The 22,285-nt window shown below is 54.1% G+C and carries 23 protein-coding genes; 15 read left to right on the top strand and 8 right to left on the bottom strand.

Annotated elements, in window-relative coordinates:
* Positions 1-75 precede the first annotated feature (75 nt).
* The 11 genes from skp to tilS all read left to right on the top strand — a co-directional run bounded on the left by skp (position 76) and on the right by tilS (position 13,216).
* Entirely contained in the window at positions 76-570 is a 495-nt protein-coding gene (skp, locus tag AC2FAP_RS13575) for a molecular chaperone Skp (protein ID WP_020882619.1), read from the top strand.
* Positions 571-573: 3 nt separating this feature from the next.
* Positions 574-1,599 carry a UDP-3-O-(3-hydroxymyristoyl)glucosamine N-acyltransferase gene (gene lpxD / locus AC2FAP_RS13570; protein WP_014168709.1) on the top strand — a complete coding sequence of 342 codons (1,026 nt, stop codon included), beginning with the start codon at positions 574-576 and terminating at the stop codon, positions 1,597-1,599.
* A 103-nt stretch (positions 1,600-1,702) separates the two neighbouring features.
* A complete protein-coding gene (gene fabZ, locus AC2FAP_RS13565; protein ID WP_010426706.1) occupies positions 1,703-2,158 on the top strand; it encodes a 3-hydroxyacyl-ACP dehydratase FabZ in 456 nt (151 codons plus the stop codon).
* Positions 2,159-2,161: 3 nt separating this feature from the next.
* A complete protein-coding gene (gene lpxA / locus AC2FAP_RS13560) occupies positions 2,162-2,950 on the top strand; it encodes an acyl-ACP--UDP-N-acetylglucosamine O-acyltransferase (RefSeq protein WP_020882620.1) in 789 nt (262 codons plus the stop codon).
* On the top strand, positions 2,950-4,098 hold the full coding sequence (gene lpxB / locus AC2FAP_RS13555) for a lipid-A-disaccharide synthase (protein ID WP_032681631.1): 1,149 nt from the start codon (positions 2,950-2,952) through the stop codon (positions 4,096-4,098). The genes lpxA and lpxB overlap by 1 nt, the downstream gene beginning before the upstream one ends.
* On the top strand, positions 4,095-4,691 hold the full coding sequence (rnhB, locus tag AC2FAP_RS13550; RefSeq protein WP_279260292.1) for a ribonuclease HII: 597 nt from the start codon (positions 4,095-4,097) through the stop codon (positions 4,689-4,691). Before lpxB ends, rnhB begins: the two co-directional genes overlap by 4 nt.
* 38 nt (positions 4,692-4,729) lie before the next feature.
* Positions 4,730-8,212, top strand: a complete 3,483-nt coding sequence (gene dnaE, locus AC2FAP_RS13545) for a DNA polymerase III subunit alpha (protein ID WP_014168715.1) — start codon at positions 4,730-4,732, stop codon at positions 8,210-8,212.
* A gap of 12 nt (positions 8,213-8,224) precedes the next feature.
* Positions 8,225-9,184 carry an acetyl-CoA carboxylase carboxyl transferase subunit alpha gene (gene accA, locus AC2FAP_RS13540; RefSeq protein ID WP_014168716.1) on the top strand — a complete coding sequence of 320 codons (960 nt, stop codon included), beginning with the start codon at positions 8,225-8,227 and terminating at the stop codon, positions 9,182-9,184.
* A gap of 100 nt (positions 9,185-9,284) precedes the next feature.
* Complete coding sequence (locus AC2FAP_RS13535; RefSeq protein ID WP_014168717.1) at positions 9,285-11,417, top strand: lysine decarboxylase LdcC; 2,133 nt, start codon at positions 9,285-9,287, stop codon at positions 11,415-11,417.
* Positions 11,418-11,482: 65 nt separating this feature from the next.
* The gene (locus tag AC2FAP_RS13530; protein ID WP_014168718.1) at positions 11,483-11,872 is read left to right on the top strand and encodes a VOC family protein; all 390 of its coding nucleotides are present in this window, start codon (positions 11,483-11,485) and stop codon (positions 11,870-11,872) included.
* A 57-nt stretch (positions 11,873-11,929) separates the two neighbouring features.
* Positions 11,930-13,216: a tRNA lysidine(34) synthetase TilS gene (gene tilS / locus AC2FAP_RS13525; protein ID WP_151712120.1), complete on the top strand. Its 1,287-nt coding sequence runs from the start codon at positions 11,930-11,932 to the stop codon at positions 13,214-13,216.
* A 28-nt stretch (positions 13,217-13,244) separates the two neighbouring features.
* Here tilS and rof read toward each other — a convergent pair whose 3' ends face one another.
* Together rof and AC2FAP_RS13515 are read right to left on the bottom strand one after the other, a co-directional pair.
* Positions 13,245-13,505, bottom strand: a complete 261-nt coding sequence (rof, locus tag AC2FAP_RS13520; RefSeq protein ID WP_014168720.1) for a Rho-binding antiterminator — start codon at positions 13,503-13,505, stop codon at positions 13,245-13,247.
* The gene (locus AC2FAP_RS13515; protein ID WP_014168721.1) at positions 13,492-13,692 is read right to left on the bottom strand and encodes a YaeP family protein; all 201 of its coding nucleotides are present in this window, start codon (positions 13,690-13,692) and stop codon (positions 13,492-13,494) included. The genes rof and AC2FAP_RS13515 overlap by 14 nt, the downstream gene beginning before the upstream one ends.
* A gap of 196 nt (positions 13,693-13,888) precedes the next feature.
* Between AC2FAP_RS13515 and AC2FAP_RS13510 the strand changes: the two genes are divergently transcribed.
* Genes AC2FAP_RS13510 through nlpE form a run of 3 tightly spaced genes read left to right on the top strand, consistent with a single transcriptional unit; the run spans position 13,889 to position 15,585 of the window.
* Complete coding sequence (locus AC2FAP_RS13510) at positions 13,889-14,434, top strand: YaeQ family protein (protein ID WP_014168722.1); 546 nt, start codon at positions 13,889-13,891, stop codon at positions 14,432-14,434.
* Positions 14,431-14,853, top strand: a complete 423-nt coding sequence (arfB, locus tag AC2FAP_RS13505; RefSeq protein ID WP_050737481.1) for an alternative ribosome rescue aminoacyl-tRNA hydrolase ArfB — start codon at positions 14,431-14,433, stop codon at positions 14,851-14,853. Before AC2FAP_RS13510 ends, arfB begins: the two co-directional genes overlap by 4 nt.
* Before the next feature lie 33 nt (positions 14,854-14,886).
* Positions 14,887-15,585, top strand: coding sequence for an envelope stress response activation lipoprotein NlpE (gene nlpE, locus AC2FAP_RS13500; protein WP_014168724.1), 699 nt, complete (start codon positions 14,887-14,889; stop codon positions 15,583-15,585).
* A 53-nt stretch (positions 15,586-15,638) separates the two neighbouring features.
* On the opposite strand, the gene proS is transcribed toward nlpE, so the two are convergent.
* The 6 genes from proS to metN form a co-directional block, all read right to left on the bottom strand.
* On the bottom strand, positions 15,639-17,357 hold the full coding sequence (gene proS / locus AC2FAP_RS13495; protein ID WP_138613300.1) for a proline--tRNA ligase: 1,719 nt from the start codon (positions 17,355-17,357) through the stop codon (positions 15,639-15,641).
* A gap of 112 nt (positions 17,358-17,469) precedes the next feature.
* Complete coding sequence (gene tsaA, locus AC2FAP_RS13490; protein WP_032679646.1) at positions 17,470-18,174, bottom strand: tRNA (N6-threonylcarbamoyladenosine(37)-N6)-methyltransferase TrmO; 705 nt, start codon at positions 18,172-18,174, stop codon at positions 17,470-17,472.
* Entirely contained in the window at positions 18,171-18,575 is a 405-nt protein-coding gene (gene rcsF, locus AC2FAP_RS13485) for an Rcs stress response system protein RcsF (protein ID WP_014168727.1), read from the bottom strand. Before rcsF ends, tsaA begins: the two co-directional genes overlap by 4 nt.
* A gap of 106 nt (positions 18,576-18,681) precedes the next feature.
* A complete protein-coding gene (gene metQ, locus AC2FAP_RS13480) occupies positions 18,682-19,497 on the bottom strand; it encodes a methionine ABC transporter substrate-binding lipoprotein MetQ (RefSeq protein ID WP_014168729.1) in 816 nt (271 codons plus the stop codon).
* 40 nt (positions 19,498-19,537) lie between these two features.
* The gene (locus AC2FAP_RS13475; protein WP_014168730.1) at positions 19,538-20,191 is read right to left on the bottom strand and encodes a methionine ABC transporter permease MetI; all 654 of its coding nucleotides are present in this window, start codon (positions 20,189-20,191) and stop codon (positions 19,538-19,540) included.
* On the bottom strand, positions 20,184-21,215 hold the full coding sequence (gene metN / locus AC2FAP_RS13470; protein ID WP_014168731.1) for a methionine ABC transporter ATP-binding protein MetN: 1,032 nt from the start codon (positions 21,213-21,215) through the stop codon (positions 20,184-20,186). The genes AC2FAP_RS13475 and metN overlap by 8 nt, the downstream gene beginning before the upstream one ends.
* A gap of 188 nt (positions 21,216-21,403) precedes the next feature.
* Between metN and gmhB the strand changes: the two genes are divergently transcribed.
* Positions 21,404-21,970, top strand: coding sequence for a D-glycero-beta-D-manno-heptose 1,7-bisphosphate 7-phosphatase (gene gmhB, locus AC2FAP_RS13465; protein ID WP_014168732.1), 567 nt, complete (start codon positions 21,404-21,406; stop codon positions 21,968-21,970).
* The last annotated feature ends 315 nt before the right edge of the window (positions 21,971-22,285 follow it).

Genomic DNA, 22,285 nt, shown 5'->3' with positions numbered 1-22,285 from the left:
CGATCGGTAACACGATCGCCTTGCCACGCAAAGAACGGTACCTTCTGGTGCCAATGGGATGGTAAGGAGTTAATTGTGAAAAAGTGGTTATTAGCTGCAGGTCTCGGTTTAGCGATGGCAACCTCTGCTCAGGCAGCAGACAAAATTGCAATCGTCAACATGGGTAATTTGTTCCAGCAGGTTGCACAGAAAACAGGTGTTTCTGCGACGCTGGAAAACGAATTCAAAGGCCGTGCAAGCGAACTGCAGGGTATGGAAAACGATCTTCAGTCCAAAATGCAGCGTCTGCAGCGTGATGGTTCTACCATGAAAGCGAGCGACCGTAGCAAGCTGGAAAAAGACGTAATGGCTCAGCGTCAGACGTTCTCCCAGAAAGCGCAGGCTTTCGAGCAGGATCGTCAGCGTCGTTCTAACGAAGAGCGTGGCAAGCTGGTGACTCGCATTCAGACTGCTGTTAAAGCAGTTGCTGCCGATCAGAGCATCGATCTGGTTGTTGATGCGAATGCCGTTGCTTTCAACAGCAGCGATGTTAAAGACATCACCGCTGATGTTCTGAAACAGGTTAAATAAGTAATGCCTTCAATTCGACTGGCTGATTTAGCTCAGCAGTTGGATGCAGAATTACACGGTGATGGCGATCTCGTCATCACCGCTGTTGCGTCCATGCAATCTGCTAAAGCCGGCACTATTACCTTCATGGTAAGCCCTAAGTACCGTGAGCAACTGGCTCAATGCCAGGCGTCAGCTGTTGTTCTGACGCAGGACGATCTTCCGTTTGCCACTGGAAGCGCGTTGGTAGTGAAAAATCCCTACCTGACGTATGCACGCATGGCACAAATTCTTGATTCCACGCCGCAGCCGGCGCAGGACATTGCTGCCAGTGCAGCGATTGATCCGACGGCTCAGCTTGGTCACAACGTGGCAGTTGGCGCAAATGCCGTTATCGAATCTGGCGTGGTGCTGGGCGATAACGTTGTCATTGGCCCAGGTTGCTTCGTTGGGAAAAATACGAAAATCGGCGCCGGGACCCGTTTATGGGCCAACGTGTCTGTTTACCATGAAGTAGAAATTGGCGAAAATTGCCTCATTCAGTCCAGCACAGTGATTGGTTCTGATGGCTTTGGCTACGCTAACGATCGTGGTAATTGGGTTAAGATCCCACAGCTTGGTCGCGTGATTATCGGCGATCGTGTTGAGATCGGTGCTTGTACCACCATTGACCGTGGTGCACTTGACGATACGATTATTGGCAATGGTGTTATCATCGATAATCAGTGCCAGATTGCGCATAACGTTGTGATTGGCGACAATACCGCGGTTGCGGGTGGCGTTATCATGGCGGGCAGCCTGAAAATTGGCCGTTACTGCATGATCGGCGGTGCGAGCGTGATTAATGGCCATATGGAAATATGCGACAAGGTGACCGTGACAGGAATGGGCATGGTAATGCGTCCTATCACCGAACCTGGCGTCTATTCCTCTGGCATCCCGCTGCAACCCAACAAGGTATGGCGTAAAACAGCTGCTCTGGTGATGAATATTGATGATATGAGCAAGCGACTCAAGTCTCTTGAGCGCAAAATCGATCAACAAGACTAAGCGTTCATCCGTTTAATGCTATATTCCCCGGCCTGTCGGCTTTCTTATAAACCGGCAGGCCGTGTTATTATTTTTATCAGTACATTTTGACAGGAAGAGTATTTTGACTACTGACACTCATACTCTGCATATTGAAGAGATTTTAGAACTTCTGCCGCACCGCTACCCGTTTTTGCTGGTAGACCGTGTGCTGGATTTTGAAGAAGGTCGTTTTCTGCGCGCAGTGAAAAATGTTTCCGTGAACGAGCCGTTCTTCCAGGGACACTTCCCGGGTAAACCTATCTTCCCGGGTGTGTTGATTCTGGAAGCGATGGCACAGGCTACCGGTATTCTTGCGTTTAAAAGCGTGGGCAAACTGGAGCCGGGTGAGCTGTACTACTTCGCGGGTATCGATGAAGCGCGCTTCAAGCGTCCTGTCGTGCCTGGTGATCAGATGATCATGGAAGTCACTTTTGAAAAAACGCGTCGCGGCCTGACTCGCTTCAAAGGCGTAGCTCTGGTTGACGGCAAAGTTGTTTGCGAAGCGACTATGATGTGTGCTCGTAGCCGGGAGTCTTGATACGTGATTGATAAATCCGCCTTTATTCATCCTACCGCCATTGTGGAAGTCGGTGCCATTATTGGTGCTAACGTCCATATTGGCCCATTTTGTATTGTTGGACCCCATGTCGAAATTGGTGAGGGTACAGTACTGAAATCTCACGTTGTCGTGAATGGTCATACGACTATTGGCTGCAATAACGAGATCTATCAGTTCGCTTCCATCGGCGAAGTAAACCAGGATCTTAAATATGCTGGTGAGTCGACCCGTCTGGAAATCGGCGATCGTAACCGCATTCGCGAAAGCGTCACCATTCATCGTGGAACAGTACAGGGTGGTGGATTGACGAAGGTGGGCAGCGACAACCTGTTTATGGTTAATGCGCATATCGCGCACGACTGTACGGTAGGTAACCGCTGTATTCTTGCCAACAACGCAACGCTGGCAGGACACGTATCGGTAGATGATTTCGCAATTATTGGCGGCATGACCGCAGTCCATCAGTTCTGCATCATTGGTGCACACGTGATGGTCGGCGGATGCTCCGGTGTGGCGCAGGATGTCCCACCGTTCGTCATTGCGCAGGGTAACCATGCCACGCCGTTTGGCGTGAACATCGAAGGCCTCAAGCGTCGTGGCTTTAGCCGCGAAGCGATTACTGCAATCCGCAACGCGTACAAACTGTTGTACCGTAGCGGTAAAACGCTGGAAGAGGCGAAGCCGGAAATTGCCGAGCTGGCGGAAAAGCACCCTGAAGTGAACGAGTTCATGACGTTCTTTGACCGTTCCACAAGGGGTCTGATTCGTTAATGGTCGACAGTCGTCCGCTTACGATAGCCCTGGTCGCCGGAGAAACCTCCGGCGATATTCTTGGTGCAGGTCTTATCCGCGCACTTAAGGCCCGGGTACCCAATGCGCGCTTTGTAGGCGTTGCTGGCCCGCTGATGCAGGCCGAAGGCTGTGAAGCCTGGTATGAAATGGAAGAGCTGGCCGTGATGGGCATCGTTGAGGTGCTGGGTCGCCTGCGTCGTCTGCTGCACATTCGTGCCGATCTCACCCGTCGCTTTACCGAACTCAAACCCGATGTGTTTGTCGGTATCGATGCACCGGATTTCAACATTACCCTCGAAGGGAATCTGAAGCAGAAGGGCATCAAAACCATTCATTATGTCAGTCCGTCCGTCTGGGCGTGGCGACAGAAACGCGTTTTCAAAATCGGACGGTCAACCAACCTGGTGCTGGCTTTTCTGCCTTTCGAAAAAGCGTTTTACGACAAATTTAATGTCCCGTGCCGTTTTATCGGTCATACCATGGCGGATGCAATGCCGCTGGATCCGGATAAAAACGCGGCGCGCGATGTGCTGGGTATTCCTCATGATGCGCACTGTCTGGCACTGCTGCCCGGTAGCCGTGGTGCAGAAGTCGAGATGCTCAGCGCGGACTTCCTGAAAACAGCGCAAATCCTTCGCAAGACCTATCCTGACCTCGAAGTGGTTGTGCCGCTGGTGAATGCAAAACGTCGCGAGCAGTTTGAGCGCATCAAGGCGGACGTTGCCCCGGATCTCCATGTTCATCTGCTGGACGGGAAGGGCCGTGAGGCGATGGTCGCAAGCGACGCCGCACTGCTGGCCTCGGGCACCGCTGCGCTGGAGTGTATGCTGGCGAAATGCCCGATGGTGGTAGGCTATCGCATGAAGCCGTTCACCTTCTGGCTGGCGAAACGTCTGGTGAAAACGGACTATGTCTCTCTGCCAAACCTGCTTGCCGGGCGCGAGCTGGTGAAAGAGCTTCTGCAGGATGAGTGCGAGCCGCAGGCGCTGGCCGATGCGTTGTTACCGCTACTGGCCGATGGCAAAACCAGCCACCAGATGCATGATACGTTCCGCGAACTGCATCAGCAGATCCGCTGTAATGCCGATGAACAAGCGGCTGAAGCGGTGCTGGAGTTAGCAAAATGATGGAATTTGTTTATCCTCACACCCACCTCGTGGCGGGTGTGGACGAAGTCGGTCGTGGCCCGTTAGTGGGTGCAGTGGTGACCGCTGCGGTGATCCTCGATCCTGCTCGCCCGATTATCGGGTTAAACGACTCTAAAAAATTGTCTGAAAAGCGCCGTCTGGCGCTGTTTAGTGAGATTCAGGAAAAGGCGCTGGCCTGGAGCCTGGGGCGTGCAGAGCCGCATGAGATCGACGAACTCAATATTTTGCATGCCACTATGCTGGCGATGCAGCGTGCAGTGGCGGGTCTGAAAATTACCCCGGAGTATGTCCTGATTGACGGAAACCGCTGCCCTGCGTTGCCGATGCCGTCAATGGCGGTGGTGAAAGGCGATAGCCGGGTCGCAGAAATCAGTGCGGCTTCTATCATTGCCAAAGTGACGCGTGATGCCGAAATGGCCGCGCTGGACCTCACTTACCCTCAGTATGGCTTCGCCCAGCATAAGGGTTATCCAACGGCCTTTCATCTGGAAAGGCTGGCTGAACATGGCGCAACTGAACATCACCGACGCAGCTTTGGCCCGGTGAAACGCGCGCTGGGACTGGTGTCCTGAATCAATACGCAAGCAATTAAGTAACGCGGAATCTGAAGATGGCTGAACCACGTTTCGTACACCTGCGGGTGCATAGCGACTACTCCATGATCGATGGGCTGGCGAAGACCGGGCCGCTGGTAAAAAAGGCGGCCTCGCTTGGCATGCCTGCGCTGGCGATCACCGATTTTACCAACCTGTGTGGCCTGGTGAAGTTCTACGGAGCGGCACATGGTGCGGGGATGAAACCCATCGTTGGCGCGGATTTTCACGTCCAAAGCGATCTTATCGGCGATGAATTGACGCAAATCTCCGTGTTAGCGATGAATAATGTGGGGTATCAAAACCTTACTCTGCTTATCTCCAAAGCCTATCAGCGCGGCTATGGCGCACTGGGGCCGTGGATCGACCGGGACTGGCTGGCTGAGCTGAACGACGGGCTGCTGCTGATCTCCGGCGGCCGTATGGGTGATGTCGGCAAATGTCTGCTGCGTGGCAACAGTGCGCTGGTGGATCAGTGCGTGTCGTTCTATGAAGAACATTTCCCGGATCGTTACTACCTTGAGCTGATCCGCACCGGTCGGCAGGACGAAGAGAGTTACCTGCACGCCGCGGTTGCGCTGGCTGAAGAACGCGGCCTGCCCGTGGTGGCAACCAATGACGTGCGTTTCCTTGAGCCTGGCGATTTTGACGCGCACGAGATTCGCGTCGCGATCCATGATGGCTTCACGCTTGACGATCCGAAGCGTCCGCGTAACTACTCGACGCAGCAGTACATGCGCAATGAAGAGGAGATGTGCGAACTCTTCTCCGATATCCCGGAAGCGCTGGAGAACAGCGTAGAGATAGCCAAACGCTGTAACGTCACCGTGCGCCTTGGCGAATACTTCCTGCCGCAGTTCCCGACCGGGGACATGACCACGGAAGACTTCCTGGTCATGAAGTCAAAAGAAGGCCTCGAAGAGCGTCTGGAATTCCTCTTCCCGGATGAAGAAGAGCGTAAAAAACGTCGACCAGAATATGACGAGCGCCTGGATATTGAACTCCAGGTGATCAACCAGATGGGTTTCCCTGGCTACTTCCTGATCGTTATGGAGTTTATCCAGTGGTCGAAGGATAACGGCGTACCGGTTGGACCGGGGCGTGGATCCGGTGCGGGCTCGCTGGTGGCCTATGCACTCAAAATTACCGACCTCGACCCGCTGGAATTTGACCTGCTGTTCGAACGTTTCCTTAACCCGGAACGTGTCTCGATGCCCGACTTTGACGTCGACTTCTGCATGGAGAAACGCGACCAGGTTATTGAACACGTGGCGGACATGTACGGCCGCGACGCGGTATCGCAGATTATTACCTTCGGTACGATGGCAGCGAAAGCGGTTATTCGCGACGTTGGCCGTGTACTGGGGCATCCGTACGGTTTTGTCGATCGTATCTCTAAACTGGTGCCACCTGACCCAGGTATGACGCTGGCAAAAGCGTTTGAAGCTGAACCACAGCTGCCAGAAATCTACGAAGCCGATGAAGAAGTTAAAGCGCTGATCGACATGGCCCGCAAGCTGGAAGGCGTCACGCGTAACGCCGGTAAGCATGCGGGTGGGGTAGTTATCGCGCCGACCAAAATCACCGATTTTGCGCCGCTATACTGCGATGAAGCGGGCCAGCATCCGGTCACCCAGTTTGACAAGAACGACGTCGAATACGCCGGGCTGGTGAAGTTTGACTTCCTCGGTCTGCGTACGCTCACCATCATCAACTGGGCGCTGGAGATGATCAACGCCCGTCGCGAGAAGAACGGCGAGCCGCCGCTGGATATCGCGGCCATTCCGCTTGATGATAAGAAAAGTTTCGACATGCTGCAGCGCTCGGAGACCACCGCCGTCTTCCAGCTTGAATCCCGCGGCATGAAAGATTTGATTAAGCGCCTGCAGCCTGACTGCTTCGAAGATATGATCGCACTGGTGGCCCTGTTCCGTCCGGGCCCGCTACAGTCAGGGATGGTAGATAACTTTATCGACCGTAAGCACGGGCGTGAAGAGATTTCCTATCCGGATGTGCAGTGGCAGCACGAGTGCCTGAAGCCCGTTCTGGAGCCAACCTACGGCATTATCCTGTACCAGGAACAGGTTATGCAGATTGCCCAGGTGCTCTCTGGCTACACCCTTGGCGGCGCGGACATGCTGCGTCGTGCGATGGGTAAGAAAAAGCCGGAAGAGATGGCCAAGCAGCGCGGCACCTTCGAAGAAGGCGCAAGAAAAAACGGTATTGATGGCGAGCTGGCGATCAAAATCTTTGACCTGGTAGAGAAATTCGCCGGGTACGGATTTAACAAATCCCACTCTGCTGCCTATGCTTTGGTCTCTTACCAGACGCTGTGGCTGAAAGCGCACTATCCTGCTGAATTTATGGCGGCGGTTATGACTGCCGATATGGACAACACCGAGAAGGTGGTTGGCCTGGTCGATGAGTGCTGGCGCATGGGGCTTAAGATCCTGCCGCCGGATATCAACTCCGGTCTCTATCATTTCCACGTCAATGAGCACGGGGAAATTGTTTACGGGATTGGCGCGATCAAAGGCGTGGGGGAAGGCCCGATTGAGGCGATCCTCGAAGCGCGTAACAACGGCGGTTATTTCCGCGAGTTGTTTGATCTTTGCGCCCGTACGGACACCAAAAAACTGAACCGCCGCGTGCTCGAAAAACTGATCATGTCCGGCGCGTTCGACAGGCTGGGGCCGCATCGCGCCGCGCTGATGAACTCTCTCGGCGATGCGCTGAAAGCGGCGGATCAGCACGCCAAAGCGGAAGCGATCGGTCAGGCGGATATGTTTGGCGTACTGGCGGAAGAGCCAGAGCAGATAGAGCAGTCTTATGCCAGTTGCCAGCCGTGGCCAGAACAGGTGGTGCTGGATGGAGAGCGTGAAACGTTAGGCTTATACCTGACGGGGCACCCCATCACCCAGTACATCAAAGAAATTGAGCGCTATGTCGGAGGCTACAGGCTGAAAGACATGCATCCGACAGAACGTGGTAAAATCACCACGGCTGCGGGGCTCGTGATTGCTGCAAGGGTTATGGTCACCAAGCGCGGCAATCGTATCGGCATCTGTACGTTGGATGACCGTTCCGGGCGTCTGGAGGTGATGTTGTTCACCGACGCGCTGGATAAATACCAGCATTTGCTGGAAAAAGACCGCATACTTATCGTCAGCGGACAGGTCAGCTTTGATGACTTCAGTGGGGGGCTTAAAATGACCGCCCGCGAAGTGATGGACATTGACGAAGCCCGGGAAAAATATGCTCGCGGGCTTGCTATCTCGCTGACGGACAGGCAAATTGATGACCAGCTTTTAAACCGACTCCGTCAGTCTCTGGAACCCCACCGCTCGGGGACAATTCCAGTACATCTCTACTATCAGAGGGCGGATGCACGTGCGCGGTTGCGCTTTGGTGCAACGTGGCGTGTCTCTCCGAGCGATCGTTTACTTAACGATCTCCGTGGCCTCATTGGTTCGGAGCAGGTGGAACTGGAGTTTGACTAATACAGGAATACTATGAGTCTGAATTTCCTTGATTTCGAACAGCCGATTGCTGAGCTGGAAGCGAAAATCGATTCTCTGACAGCGGTAAGCCGTCAGGATGAAAAACTGGATATTAACATCGATGAAGAAGTGCATCGTCTGCGTGAGAAAAGCGTAGAACTGACGCGCAAAATCTTTGCCGATCTCGGCGCATGGCAGATCGCCCAGCTGGCGCGTCATCCACAGCGTCCGTACACCCTGGATTATGTCCGCCTGGCGTTTGACGAATTTGACGAACTGGCAGGCGATCGCGCTTACGCTGACGACAAAGCTATCGTCGGCGGCATCGCACGTCTGGACGGGCGCCCGGTGATGATCATTGGTCATCAGAAAGGCCGTGAAACCAAAGAGAAAATTCGTCGTAACTTTGGTATGCCGGCACCAGAAGGCTACCGTAAAGCCCTGCGTCTGATGGAGATGGCTGAGCGTTTCAAGATGCCAATCATCACCTTCATCGACACCCCGGGTGCGTATCCTGGCGTGGGCGCGGAAGAGCGTGGCCAGTCAGAAGCCATCGCACGTAACCTTCGCGAGATGTCTCGCCTGAAGGTGCCGGTCATCTGTACCGTTATCGGTGAAGGGGGTTCCGGTGGTGCGCTGGCGATTGGCGTGGGCGATAAAGTGAATATGCTGCAGTACAGCACCTATTCCGTTATCTCCCCGGAAGGTTGTGCCTCTATTCTGTGGAAGAGCGCCGATAAAGCGCCTCTGGCTGCAGAAGCGATGGGCATCATTGCCCCACGTCTGAAAGAGCTGAAGCTGATCGACTCCGTGATCCCTGAGCCTCTGGGTGGCGCGCATCGTAAGCCGGAAGTGATGGCGGCTTCCCTGAAAGCGCAGCTGCTGGCAGACCTGGCGGACCTGGATGTCCTGAGCACAGAAGATCTGCTCAACCGTCGTTACCAGCGTCTGATGACCTACGGTTACGCGTAAGCTTCACAATTATCCTAAAAGCCGCACATTGTTGCGGCTTTTTTTATGCCTGCCGTTTACCTTAACTATGCTTAGCTAATGTTTTTCAAGGAGGTAAACCGTGAACATCATCGCCATTATGGGGCCGCACGGCGTCTTTTATAAAGACGAGCCCATTAAGGAGCTGGAGCACGCCCTTCAGTCTCGCGGGTACCAACTGATTTGGCCGCACAATAGCGCCGACCTGCTGAAATTTATCGAGCACAACCCTCGCATCTGTGGCGTGATCTTCGACTGGGACGAGTACGACATGGAGTTGTGCAGCGATATCAATAAGCTGAACGAATATCTCCCGCTGTACGCTTTTATTAATACCCACTCGACAATGGACGTGAGCGCTCATGATATGCGAATGGCGCTGTGGTTCTTTGAATACTCACTCGGTGTCGCGGAAGATATTGCGACCCGTATTCAGCAGTACACCGGTGAATATCTCGATAACATCACGCCACCGTTTACCCGCGCGCTGTTCACTTACGTCAAAGAAGGCAAATACACCTTCTGCACGCCTGGCCATATGGCCGGGACGGCCTATCAAAAAAGCCCGGTGGGTTGTTTGTTCTATGATTTCTTCGGGGGCAACACGCTTAAAGCGGACGTGTCGATTTCCGTCACAGAACTTGGATCGCTGCTCGATCACACCGGACCGCACCTGGAAGCTGAAGAATACATTGCCCGGACTTTTGGTGCCGAGCAGAGTTATATGGTGACCAACGGCACCTCGACATCAAACAAAATCGTCGGAATGTACGCAGCACCCGCCGGCAGCACCTTGCTGATTGACCGTAACTGCCACAAGTCGCTGGCTCATCTGCTGATGATGAGCGATGTCGTGCCGTTATGGCTCTCCCCGACGCGAAACGCGCTTGGGATCCTCGGCGGGATCCCGCGTCGTGAATTTAGCCACGCCGCGATTGAACATAAGGTCGCGGCGATCCCGGGGGCAAGCTGGCCGATCCATGCGGTCATCACGAACTCCACCTATGACGGTCTGCTCTATAACACCAACTGGATTAAGCAGACGCTGGATGTCCCGTCGATCCACTTTGACTCCGCGTGGGTGCCATACACCAACTTTCACCCGATTTACGCGGGAAAAAGCGGCATGAGCGGTGAGCGCGTGCCGGGCAAAGTGTTTTTCGAAACGCAGTCGACGCACAAAATGCTGGCCGCGTTTTCTCAGGCCTCGCTTATTCACATCAAAGGCGAGTACGACGAAGAGACGTTTAACGAAGCCTTTATGATGCACACCACCACCTCGCCAAGCTATCCGCTGGTGGCCTCTATTGAAACGGCGGCGGCAATGCTGCGCGGGAATCCGGGCAAGCGTCTGATCAATCGGTCTGTGGAGCGGGCGCTGCATTTCCGTAAAGAAGTCCAGCGGCTGAAAGATGAAGCGGACGGCTGGTTCTTCGATATCTGGCAACCCGAAGAGATTGATGAGGCCGAGTGCTGGCCTGTCTCACCCGGCGAGAGCTGGCACGGTTTTCGCGATGCCGACGCCGACCATATGTTCCTCGACCCGGTGAAGGTAACGATCCTGACGCCGGGGATGGACGAACAGGGCACGATGAGTGACGAAGGCATTCCTGCTGCTCTGGTGGCAAAATTCCTTGATGAACGTGGCGTAGTGGTGGAGAAAACCGGCCCTTATAACCTCTTGTTCCTGTTCAGTATTGGGATTGATAAAACCCGTGCGATGGGCTTATTGCGCGGACTGATGGAGTTTAAGCGCGCTTACGATCTCAACCTGCGGGTGAAAAATATGCTGCCGGATCTTTATGCTGAAGATCCTGACTTCTACCGCAATATGCGCATTCAGGATCTGGCTCAGGGGATCCATCGGCTGATCCGTCAGCACGATCTGCCGCGCCTGATGCTGCAGGCGTTTGACGTGCTACCGGAGATGAAGTTGACCCCACACAAGGCCTGGCAACGTCAGGTGAAAGGGGAGGTTGAAACCGTTGAGCTGGAAAATCTGGTCGGGCGCGTGTCGGCTAACATGATCCTGCCTTATCCGCCGGGTGTACCGTTGTTGATGCCGGGGGAGATGATCACCGAAGAGAGTCGGGCGGTGCTCGATTTTCTGCTGATGCTCTGCTCAGTGGGGCGCCACTATCCGGGCTTTGAGACTGATATTCACGGGGCGAAGCGCGATGAGCAAGGGGTTTACTGGGTGCGAGTCCTAAAATAAGGGCGACAGCTTGCCAGGCCCGGGTTGTCGGTTGTAACGTTCAGGCATCATAAAAAGGAGAAGCTATGCTGGGTTTAAAACAGGTTCACCATATTGCGATCATTGCCACCGATTACGCAAAAAGTAAGGCCTTCTACTGCGATATTCTGGGCTTTACGTTGTTAAGCGAGGCTTACCGTGAGGAGCGTGACTCCTGGAAAGGCGATCTCGCTTTAAACGGGCAATATGTGATTGAGCTGTTCTCATTTCCTTTTCCGCCAGCACGTCCGTCCCGCCCGGAAGCTTGCGGCCTGCGCCACCTTGCCTTTAGCGTCGACGACATTGATCGCGCCGTAAAACATCTGGAGACCCACGGCGTGAAGTGCGAAGCGATTCGTATCGACCCGTTCACCGACAAGCGTTTTACCTTTTTCAACGATCCGGATGGCCTTCCGCTGGAGCTTTACCAGCAGTAATTTCCACCCTGTGTGATAATGCCCGTTCAGTTCGGGCATTTTTATGTGTGATTTTCTATGACCCTACCCGCGATTGCTCAAGCCGTTTCACCGTACCGCCAGCTGCTGGTGGGGTTTAGCGGTGGCCTGGATTCCACCGTTCTGCTCCACCGTCTCAAACTCTGGCGTGACAACGAGCCTGATATTCAGCTTCGGGCGATGCACATTCATCACGGGTTAAGCCCGCACGCGGATGCGTGGGTGGCACACTGCGAGGCGGTGTGTGCAGCATGGGCGATCCCGCTGACTGTTGAACGTGTACATCTCCAGGATGAGGGGCTGGGCATTGAGGCGCAGGCGCGTAAAGCACGCTATGCCGCTTTTGCCGCTGAATTACAGCCTGACGAAGCGCTGGTCACGGCGCAGCATCTCGATGACCAGTGCGAGACGTTATTACTGGCCCTCAAACGAGGAAGCGGCCCGGCGGGGTTATCCGCGATGCCAGAACGGTCTGATTTCGCCGGATCGCGCCTCCTTCGCCCGCTGCTTGGCGAGACGCGAGCCTCGCTGGAAACGTGGGCACGGGAACACGGGCTGAGCTGGATTGAAGATGAAAGCAACCAGGATGACCGCTATGACCGTAACTTCCTGCGTCTGCGTGTCGCACCGCTTCTGAGCGAGCGCTGGCCGCACTTTGCAGAAGCGGCAGCACGCAGCGCCATGCTGTGCGCTGAACAGGAGAGTCTGCTGGATGAGCTGCTGAGCGAAGAGCTGGCGGAACTGATTTCCGCGCAGGGATCGCTTACCATCGCACCGCTGGAAGCGATGAGCCCGGCGCGTCGGTCCGCATTGTTACGACGCTGGCTGGCCTCTCACGGTGCCGCTATGCCGTCGCGGGCAATGCTGGCTCGTCTCTGGGATGAAGTCGCCCTGGCGCGGGAAGATGCTACGCCGTGTGTGCACCTGAACGGTTTTGACGTCAGACGCTATAAAGGGGCGCTCTGGTGGGTTAAATCATCTCCCTCGCTCGCCGACAGGGTGCTCGACTGGCCGTCGCTTGCGGAACCGCTGCTGTTGCCCTGTGATGCCGGTCGTGTGTCTTTGGTGCCAACCGGCCATGTACGTCTGCCTGAACCCGGGGAGCCGGTAACCGTGCGCTTTAAGGCGGGCGGTCTGCTGCATATTGTCGGGCGCAACGGAGGGCGGAAGCTGAAGAAAATCTGGCAGGAGAGCAATGTGCCGCCCTGGCGACGCGATACCACGCCGCTACTTTTCTACGGTGAAACGCTGATTGCTGCTGCGGGGGTATTCATTACGCAAGAGGGGTGGGCAGAAACGGGCGTGCAGTTTGAGTGGAAAGCGTAACGGGCAGCCGGGCTGCCCGTTAGTGTCATCAGGATTCGCTCACCACAACGGTGCCGATTTGCGGGTGGCTGAAGCTGGCAATTTTGTCCAGACGTAGCTCACGCGTCGCCCCGGCATCTTCCACTATCAGATATTCCACATTCTTTCGCGAAACCAGGTCGCTGGCTTTTGCCTTCAACACTTCGCCATCTTTTAGCTCCAGCGTCAGTATTAAATGATGCTGGCAGGCGAGTTCGAGGTTGTCATAGTCATCACAATTGATGGGTTGATAAGTTTCATTCATTGACATAATCGCTCACCAGTAAATTCGCCGCAGCATACGCTGCTTTTTCCCTGACCGATTCTGAAAGGCCCTCATCAGAGGCCACTTCATTAAGCACTTTCAATACACAGCCCAACGCGTCCGGGACATACCCCAGATCTCCGCTGGCGATTTCCGCATACCGTTTGCGAATTAACTCACAATAATTATTCACATCCCCTCCCGCCAGCGCACTGACTTACTGTGAGATATCATTAAGCCTACGAAGATAAACTCGGTTTAGCAAGGTGACTATACCATACTCATTTAAGCAATATCAGCGCCTTGATAGCCGGTGAATGTTCACCCAGGAACAGCCTTTTTATTCCTTTTTCGCTACAATGTGCGCCTGATTCGAAAGGAGTTCTCTCATGGCGCTGAAAGCGACAATTTATAAAGCTGTGGTCAATGTGGCAGATCTTGACCGCAACCAGTTCCTGGATGCGTCACTCACTCTGGCACGCCACCCCTCTGAAACCCAGGAGCGCATGATGCTGCGCCTGCTGGCGTGGATAAAGTATGCTGACGAGCGTCTGCAATTTAGCCGTGGCTTAAGCGCTGAGGACGAGCCAGAGGCCTGGCTGCACAACGATCATCTGGGTATCGATTTATGGATTGAACTCGGCCTGCCGGATGAGCGCCGCATTAAAAAGGCCTGCACGCAGTCCGCTAACGTGGCGTTATTCGCGTATAATCAACGTGCTGCGGAAATCTGGTGGCAGCAAAGCAAGAGCAAGTGCGGGCAATTTGCCAACCTTACCGTCTGGTATCTGGACGATGAGCAGCTGGCGAAGCTGAGCGAGTTTGCCAGCCGGACGATGGTCCTGCAGGCCACAATTCAGGACGGTGCTATCTGGCTTTCTGATTCTCAGAATAATCTGGAAATTCATTTGACGGCGTGGCAGCCAGCGCCATGATTGTCTTGTCCCGAAACGTTAGCATCCCTGACAATGAGCTGGAGATCACCGCCATCCGTGCTCAGGGGGCGGGTGGACAGCACGTTAACAAGGCTTCAACGGCTATCCATTTGCGCTTTGACATTCGGGCCTCCAGCCTGCCAGAGTATTACAAAGAAAGCCTGCTCGCTGCCAGCCATCACCTGATCACCAGTGATGGCGTGATTGTGATTAAAGCGCAGGAGTACCGCAGCCAGGAGTTGAACCGCGAAGCGGCGATTGCCAGACTGGTGTCGATGATTAAAGAATTAACGACAGTGCAAAAAAGCCGTCGGGCAACGCGACCGACCCGCGCATCGAAAGAGCGTCGGCTATCGTCGAAGGCCCAAAAATCCACAGTGAAAGCACTACGCGGTAAAGTTCGTCGCCCTACGGAGTGACGAAAAGGAACACAATTTCATAAGGAATTCATTGTGAAAAAAGCATTATTGTCAGCGCTGGCAGTGAGTACGCTGTTTGCGCTTTTCGGGTGTAACAACCGTTCTGAAACGCAGGTCGTGCAGCCTGCGCAGAATGAAGAGTTAAAACCAATGCAGCAGAGCTGGCGCGGCGTTTTACCGTGTGCCGACTGCGAGGGCATTGAAACGTCACTGTTCCTGCAGAAAGACGGTACCTGGGTTATGAACCAGCGTTATCAGGGGGCGAAAGAACCATCTTCCTTTGCGTCCTACGGGACATGGGCGCGTACGGCTGAGAAGCTGGTACTGACGGATACCACCGGTGAGAAAACCTATTTCCGCGCCAAAGGTGAAGGGATGGAGATGCTCGACCGCGAAGGCAATCCGATTGAGTCCCAGTTCAACTATACGCTGGCCCCGGTGAAAGCGGCCCTGCCTGCAACGCCAATGCCAATGCGTGGGATGTATTTCTATATGGCGGATGCGGCGATCTTTACCGACTGCGCCACCGGCAAGAAAATCAGCGTGGCGAACAATGCGCAGCTGGAGCGTGATTACGCTGTTGCGCGTGGCAATGACAGCAAGCCTGTCCTGCTGACGGTAGATGGTCACTTTACGCTGGAGCCGAATCCGGACAGCGGAGAGCTGGTGAAAACGCTGGTGGCAGATAAAGACGCGAAGTTTGTTGCGGGCAAAGACTGTAACAGTAAATAAGCCGATATCGACCCATTAAAAAACCCCGCCTGAGCGGGGTTTTTTGTTTAACGTTAACCTTTGATGGCTTTCACCAGGTAATCAAGAATGTCGCCAGTCTTGATCATCTGCTTTTCACCACTGCGACGGTATTTGTATTCAATGTCGTCGCTGTCGAGGTTACGGTCGCCGATGACTACGGTGTGCGGGATACCGATCAGTTCCATATCGGCAAACATCACGCCTGGACGCTCTTTACGGTCATCCATCAGCACTTCGATACCCTGAGCGCGGAGCTCGGAGTAAAGTTTTTCGGCCAGCTCCTGCACACGGTAAGACTTGTGCATGTTCATTGGCAGAATAGCCACCTGGAACGGGGCGATATTGTCTGGCCAGACGATGCCACGTTCGTCGTAGTTCTGTTCAATGGCTGCTGCAACCACACGCGTCACACCGATACCGTAGCAACCCATGGTCAGGATCTGGTTGCGGCCATCTTCCCCCTGAACGGCGGCATTCAGCGCGCGGGAATATTTATCCCCCAGCTGGAAGATGTGGCCCACTTCGATACCGCGTTTGATCATCAGGGTGCCCTGGCCGTCCGGGCTTGGATCGCCTGCCACCACGTTACGGATATCAGCCACTTCCGGCGTCGCAACATCGCGATCCCAGTTGATACCGAAGTAATGTTTACCGTCGATGTTAGCGCCAGCGGCGAAGTCGCTCATTGCGGCTACCGTACGGTCAATAACCACCGGAACCGGCATATTCACCGGGCCCAGAGAGCCAGGACCTGCGTTCACGACGGCACGGATTTCCGCTTCCGTTGCGAACATCAGTGGGCTGGCAACCTGAGGCAGCTTCTCAGCTTTCACTTCGTTCAGTTCGTGATCGCCACGCACCAGCAGGGCAACCAGCGGGTACGCGCTACCTTCGGTGGATTTCACCAGCAGGGTTTTTACCGTTTTTTCGACGGGCAGGTTGAACTGCTCAACCAGCTCGGCAATGGTTTTTGCGTGAGGTGTATCAACCAGCGTCATCTCTTCCGTTGCAGCAGCACGTGGCGCTTTAGGGGCCAGCGCTTCTGCAAACTCGATGTTCGCGGCGTAATCAGAAGAGTCAGAGAAGATCACATCGTCTTCACCGCTCTGAGCCAGAACCTGGAACTCATGAGACGCGCTTCCGCCGATAGAACCGGTATCAGCCTGCACAGCACGGAAATCCAGACCCATACGGGAGAAGATTTTGCTGTAAGCCTCGTACATTTTGTCGTAGGTCTCTTGCAGCGATTCCTGAGACGTATGGAAAGAGTAAGCATCTTTCATCAGGAATTCGCGTGAGCGCATGACGCCGAAACGTGGGCGAACTTCATCACGGAACTTGGTCTGGATCTGGAAGAAGTTCAGCGGCAGCTGTTTGTAAGAGCTCAGCTCATTACGAATCAGGTCGGTAATGACTTCTTCATGCGTTGGGCCGAGGACGAATGGACGCTCGCCACGATCAACGAAACGCAGCAGCTCAGGGCCATATTGCTCCCAACGGCCGCTCTCCTGCCACAGGTCAGCGGGCTGAACCACAGGCATGGACACCTCGATAGCACCGGCGTTGTTCATCTCTTCACGCACGATGTTTTCGACTTTTTTCAGGACGCGCACGCCGGTCGGCAGCCAGGTATATAACCCGGAGGCCAGCTTGCGGATCATCCCGGCGCGCAGCATCAGCTGATGGCTGATCACTTCGGCGTCGGCAGGCGTCTCCTTCAGAGTGGAGAGCAGATATTGGCTAGTACGCATGTTGTTACGGTTCCATTTCGACGATTGGAACAGGCTGAAACACCAGCCTGAGACAAAAAAAGTGGTTTAGTTTACCAGTGTGGCAAAGATGCCAAAAGAGAGGAGGACAAAATTACCTGGGTTCAAGGGCAAACACTTCAAAACCTGCCCCGGTTACGCGCCAGCGAACGTTAAAATCCAGCAGCCAGACGGCGTAAGTTTTCCCGGCGTCCTCTTCTTTACGATAGGCCGGACGGGGGTCCTGAGCCAGCACTTCGGTGATAAAGTCACGAAGGCGGGGATAGCGTGTTTCCAGCTGCTCAAGCTGCGTGGTTATCTCAGCCGTGAAGTGAACAGGCATATCTGCCTGCGGTGCTTCCTGAGCATAGCTTGCGCGGGCGTCGGGTAACGCTTCGGCAAAGGGGAGATACGGCTTGATATCGATAACCGGCGTGCCATCAACCAGGTCAAGGCTGCCTAATTCCAGTATGACCTGATCCTTTTGACAGCGTATACCTTTCAGTTCGACCAGCGACATCCCGACAGGGTTTGGACGGAAGGTTGAGCGCGTCGCAAACACGCCCATCCTGGCGTTGCCTCCCAGGCGAGGAGGGCGTACGGTCGGACGCCAGCCACCTTCCATCGTCTGGTGAAACACAAACACAATCCATAAGTGGCTGAATGCTTCGAGCCCGCGTACGGCATCGGCCTGATTGTAGGGCGCGATCAAGTGAAGCTCGCCACCGCTGGTGACCAGACCTGGCTGGCGTGGCACGGCGAACTTCTCTTTATAGGGAGAGCGAATAACGCCTATCTGTTCGAACTGAAATGAACTCATTTCGCCGTAATGTTCAGCGCCGAGCCGATGCAAACCGCCTGACGGTAGCAACCCGGTGTTCCACTGGTCACTTCGCAGCTATGCAGCAGAACCGCGTTGGCTTTCATTTTTGCCGCGTTGATCTGCATGCGTTTACGCGCTGTTGGGATATTCGGTGGAGAGTCCTGATTGGTAGCCTGACAGGATTCGCCGCTTACTTCACCCAGTTCACGGAAAGGTTTACCCACGAGTTCGTCAGCTTTGGTAATAATGCGAACCGGCGCAGGGCGAGGCGCTTTCGGTTTTACGGGTTCTGCTTTTGGCGGGGTTGCCGTGCTTTGGACAGGTTCAACAGGAGATCTGCTTAGCATAGAACAGCCGCTCAGCATGAGTGCTAAAAGACAGATCGGTAAAGCACGCATAATAATTCCTCAATGGATAATCAAAACGTCAGATATTGAATCAGTTGACTGCACAAATGACAAGACGGGCATAAGCCCGTCTTGATGATATTACACTGAGGTGAGATTACCAGCCCTTAACAGCGCCGCCGTTAAACACTTTGTTGGCTTCCTGGTAAACTTCGTCAGACTGATAAGCCTGTACGAACTTCTTCACGTTTTCCGCATCTTTGTTGTCTTCGCGAGTCACGATCAGGTTTACATACGGGGAATCTTTGTCTTCAACGAAGATACCGTCTTTCGCTGGCGTCAGGCCAATCTGGCTGGCGTACGTGGTGTTGATAACGGCCAGGGCAATCTGCGCGTCGTCGAGAGAACGTGGCAGCTGTGGGGCTTCCAGCTCAACAATTTTCAGATTTTTCGGATTCTCGGTGACATCCAGAACGGTTGGCAGCAGGCCAACACCGTCTTTCAGCTTAATCAGGCCCACTTTCTGCAGCAGCAGCAGGGAACGGCCAAGGTTGGTTGGGTCGTTAGGGACGGCAACCTGAGAGCCTGGCTGCAGTTCGTCCAGAGATTTAATTTTCTTGGAGTAACCGGCAATAGGGTAAACAAAGGTGTTACCCACACCCACCAGTTTATAGCCGCGATCCTTGATCTGCTGATCCAGGTAAGGTTTGTGCTGGAAGGCGTTGGCGTCGATATCGCCTTTGCTCAGCGCTTCGTTCGGCAGAACGTAATCGTTAAAGGTCACCAGCTCAACGTCCAGACCATACTTCTCTTTCGCGACTTTCTGCGCGACTTCAGCAACCTGCTGTTCTGCACCCACGATAACGCCCACTTTGATGTGGTTTGGATCTTTTTCGTCCTGACCGCAACCCACCAGTGCCAGAGAGCCGATCAGCGCGCCTACCGCTGCAAAGGTCTTTAATTTAAACGCCATGTTATATCCTTAACTCGTCGAGTTTGTGTTGTGTGTAACGTTATTTGTGAGTAACAGTCCGGACGATGCGATCGCCAGAGAACTGGATTAAGTAAACCAGCACAACCAGCAATACCAGAACGGTATTCATTACGGTAGCGTTATAACCAATATAGCCGTACTGGTAGCCAATCTGGCCTAAACCGCCGGCGCCAACGGCACCGCCCATCGCGGAATAACCCACCAGAGTAATCAACGTAATGGTTGCCGCGTTAACCAGCCCTGGCAGCGCTTCAGGCAGCAGGACTTTACGCACGATCTGCATTGGCGTTGCCCCCATCGCGCGGGAAGCCTCGATCAAACCGGTCGGGATTTCCAGCAGGGCGTTTTCCACCATACGGGCGATAAACGGCGCAGCTCCTACGGTCAGCGGAACGATGGCTGCCTGCAAACCGATAGACGTTCCCACGATCACACGGGTAAATGGAATCATCCACACCAGCAGAATAATGAACGGGATAGAACGGAAGATATTCACCAGTGCAGACAGGGTGCGATACAGCTTCGCGTTCTCAATGATTTGTCCCGGGCGCGTCACATACAGCAGCACGCCGACCGGCAGACCAATCACAAAACCAAAGAAGCCTGATACAAAGGTCATTGCCAGCGTTTCCCAAACGCCGCGAACCAGCAGCCACATCATCGGCTCAGACATAACCCAGTACCTCTACTTTTACGTGATGTTCTTGCAGCCAGGCAATTGCCGCCTGGGTTTCTGCTTGTGTGCCGTGCATTTCCGTCAGCATGATGCCGAACTTCACGCCACCGGCGTAATCCATTTGCGCGCTGATGATGTTGTTATTCACATTAAAGCGGCGCGCGGTTTCGGACAGCAGCGGTGCATCGACGGACTGGCCAGTGAACTCCATACGCAGCATCGGGACGCTGTCCGCGGTCGATTCTGTTTTTAAACGCTCCAGATAATCTTCCGGAATATCCAGGTGCAGCGTGGACTGAATAAACTGTTGTGCCAGTGGGGTTTTCGGATGGGAAAACACTTCGCTGACCGTGTCTTGCTCAATCAACTCACCGTTGCTGATCACCGCGACGCAATCACAGATGCGTTTCACCACGTCCATTTCATGTGTAATAAGGAGAATGGTCAGGCCGAGGCGACGGTTGATGTCCTTCAGCAACTCCAGAATGGAACGCGTAGTGGCGGGATCTAATGCGCTGGTGGCTTCATCGCACAGCAGCACTTTCGGGTTACTTGCCAGCGCGCGGGCAATGGCCACACGCTGTTTTTGTCCACCGGACAGGTTTGCCGGGTAGCTATCGTGTTTATCACCCAGTCCAACGAGATCCAGCAGTTCGGTTACGCGACGCTTAACTTCTTCTTTTGGCGTGTTGTCCAGTTCCAGCGGCAAGGCAACGTTGCCAAACACCGTACGGGAGGCCAGCAGGTTAAAGTGCTGGAAGATCATGCCAATCTGGCGGCGTGCTTTCGTCAGTTCTTTCTCTGAAAGGGCGGTCAGTTCCTGCCCGCCTACTTCTACACGACCCTGGGTTGGGCGCTCAAGCAGGTTAACACAACGGATCAGCGTACTTTTACCTGCACCCGATGCGCCAATGACGCCATAAATTTGACCAGCAGGAACATGCAGGCTGACATTGTTCAGCGCCTGAATGGTTCGGTTCCCCTGCTGGAACACTTTGGTGATATTGGAAAGTTTAATCATTAGATTATTTTTATCGTATGTAAGTTAGCCGTGGCATTTTCTTCTGCCAGATACGGGTGATGACCGTAAACAAAACGGATGTTAAGGCATCCAGACGTCTAAATCAATCCAACTCTGTACGATGAGCACTTTATTGCGCTGCGATTCATGAGATACTAGCTGTACATGCCTTTTTCAGGAGCAAACCGGTGGCAAAATCAGTACCCGCAATTTTTCTCGATCGTGATGGCACTATTAATGTGGATCACGGTTATGTCCACGAAATTGATGAGTTCGAGTTTATCGAGGGCGTTATCGATGCCATGCGCCAGCTGAAAGAGATGGGCTATGCGCTGGTGGTCGTGACCAACCAGTCCGGCATCGCACGTGGAAAATTCACCGAGGCGCAATTCGAGACGCTGACGGAATGGATGGACTGGTCGCTGGCTGACCGCGGTGTCGAACTTGATGGCATTTACTATTGCCCGCACCACCCGCAGGGAACTGTAGAAGAGTTTCGCCAGACGTGTGATTGCCGCAAGCCGCATCCGGGAATGTTTATCTCTGCGCAGGAATTCCTGCATATCGATATGGCTGCTTCTTATATGGTGGGCGATAAACTGGAAGATATGCAGGCAGCAACCGCCGCAGGTGTGGGGACTAAAATACTTGTGCGCACCGGCAAACCTGTGACGCCTGAAGCAGAGAGTGCCGCGGATTGGGTGATTAATAGCCTGGCAGAGCTGCCAAAAGAGATTAAAAAGCACCAAAAATAGCCTTTTTGGTGAAAAGGTGAGCGGTCGAAATAAAAATGCATATTTCCGCTTGTCATTCCTCGGCGGCACCCTATAATGCGCCTCCATCGACACGGCGGATGTGAATCACTTCACAGTTAACCCGGTCGGTTGAAGAGGAAAAATCCTGAACTTCAGGGTTGACTCTGAAAGAGGAAAGCGTAATATACGCCACCTCGCGACGGTGAGCTGTAAGCCGCGTCGCAACTGCTCTTTAACAATTTATCAGACAATCTGTGTGGGCACTCAAAGTGACATGGATTCTTAATGTCTTCGGACACTAAATGAATACCAAGT

It is taken from the genome of Enterobacter cloacae complex sp. 394I7, from assembly GCF_057320345.1.
The sequence above is the reverse complement of the archived record's forward strand: the minus strand, read 5'-3'. Positions and strand labels throughout refer to the sequence as shown.

What these genes read in the sequence shown, in the direction of transcription:
- rnhB (WP_279260292.1), top strand. Translation starts at nt 4,095, where the DNA reads ATGATGGAATTTGTTTATCCTCACACCCACCTCGTGGCGGGTGTGGAC.
- arfB (WP_050737481.1), top strand. Translation starts at nt 14,431, where the DNA reads ATGATTGTCTTGTCCCGAAACGTTAGCATCCCTGACAATGAGCTGGAG.
- metQ (WP_014168729.1), bottom strand. Translation starts at nt 19,497, where the DNA reads ATGGCGTTTAAATTAAAGACCTTTGCAGCGGTAGGCGCGCTGATCGGC.
- accA (WP_014168716.1), top strand. Translation starts at nt 8,225, where the DNA reads ATGAGTCTGAATTTCCTTGATTTCGAACAGCCGATTGCTGAGCTGGAA.
- metN (WP_014168731.1), bottom strand. Translation starts at nt 21,215, where the DNA reads ATGATTAAACTTTCCAATATCACCAAAGTGTTCCAGCAGGGGAACCGA.
- AC2FAP_RS13475 (WP_014168730.1), bottom strand. Translation starts at nt 20,191, where the DNA reads ATGTCTGAGCCGATGATGTGGCTGCTGGTTCGCGGCGTTTGGGAAACG.
- AC2FAP_RS13530 (WP_014168718.1), top strand. Translation starts at nt 11,483, where the DNA reads ATGCTGGGTTTAAAACAGGTTCACCATATTGCGATCATTGCCACCGAT.
- lpxB (WP_032681631.1), top strand. Translation starts at nt 2,950, where the DNA reads ATGGTCGACAGTCGTCCGCTTACGATAGCCCTGGTCGCCGGAGAAACC.
- rcsF (WP_014168727.1), bottom strand. Translation starts at nt 18,575, where the DNA reads ATGCGTGCTTTACCGATCTGTCTTTTAGCACTCATGCTGAGCGGCTGT.
- AC2FAP_RS13510 (WP_014168722.1), top strand. Translation starts at nt 13,889, where the DNA reads ATGGCGCTGAAAGCGACAATTTATAAAGCTGTGGTCAATGTGGCAGAT.
- lpxD (WP_014168709.1), top strand. Translation starts at nt 574, where the DNA reads ATGCCTTCAATTCGACTGGCTGATTTAGCTCAGCAGTTGGATGCAGAA.
- tilS (WP_151712120.1), top strand. Translation starts at nt 11,930, where the DNA reads ATGACCCTACCCGCGATTGCTCAAGCCGTTTCACCGTACCGCCAGCTG.
- proS (WP_138613300.1), bottom strand. Translation starts at nt 17,357, where the DNA reads ATGCGTACTAGCCAATATCTGCTCTCCACTCTGAAGGAGACGCCTGCC.
- tsaA (WP_032679646.1), bottom strand. Translation starts at nt 18,174, where the DNA reads ATGAGTTCATTTCAGTTCGAACAGATAGGCGTTATTCGCTCTCCCTAT.
- rof (WP_014168720.1), bottom strand. Translation starts at nt 13,505, where the DNA reads ATGTCAATGAATGAAACTTATCAACCCATCAATTGTGATGACTATGAC.
- dnaE (WP_014168715.1), top strand. Translation starts at nt 4,730, where the DNA reads ATGGCTGAACCACGTTTCGTACACCTGCGGGTGCATAGCGACTACTCC.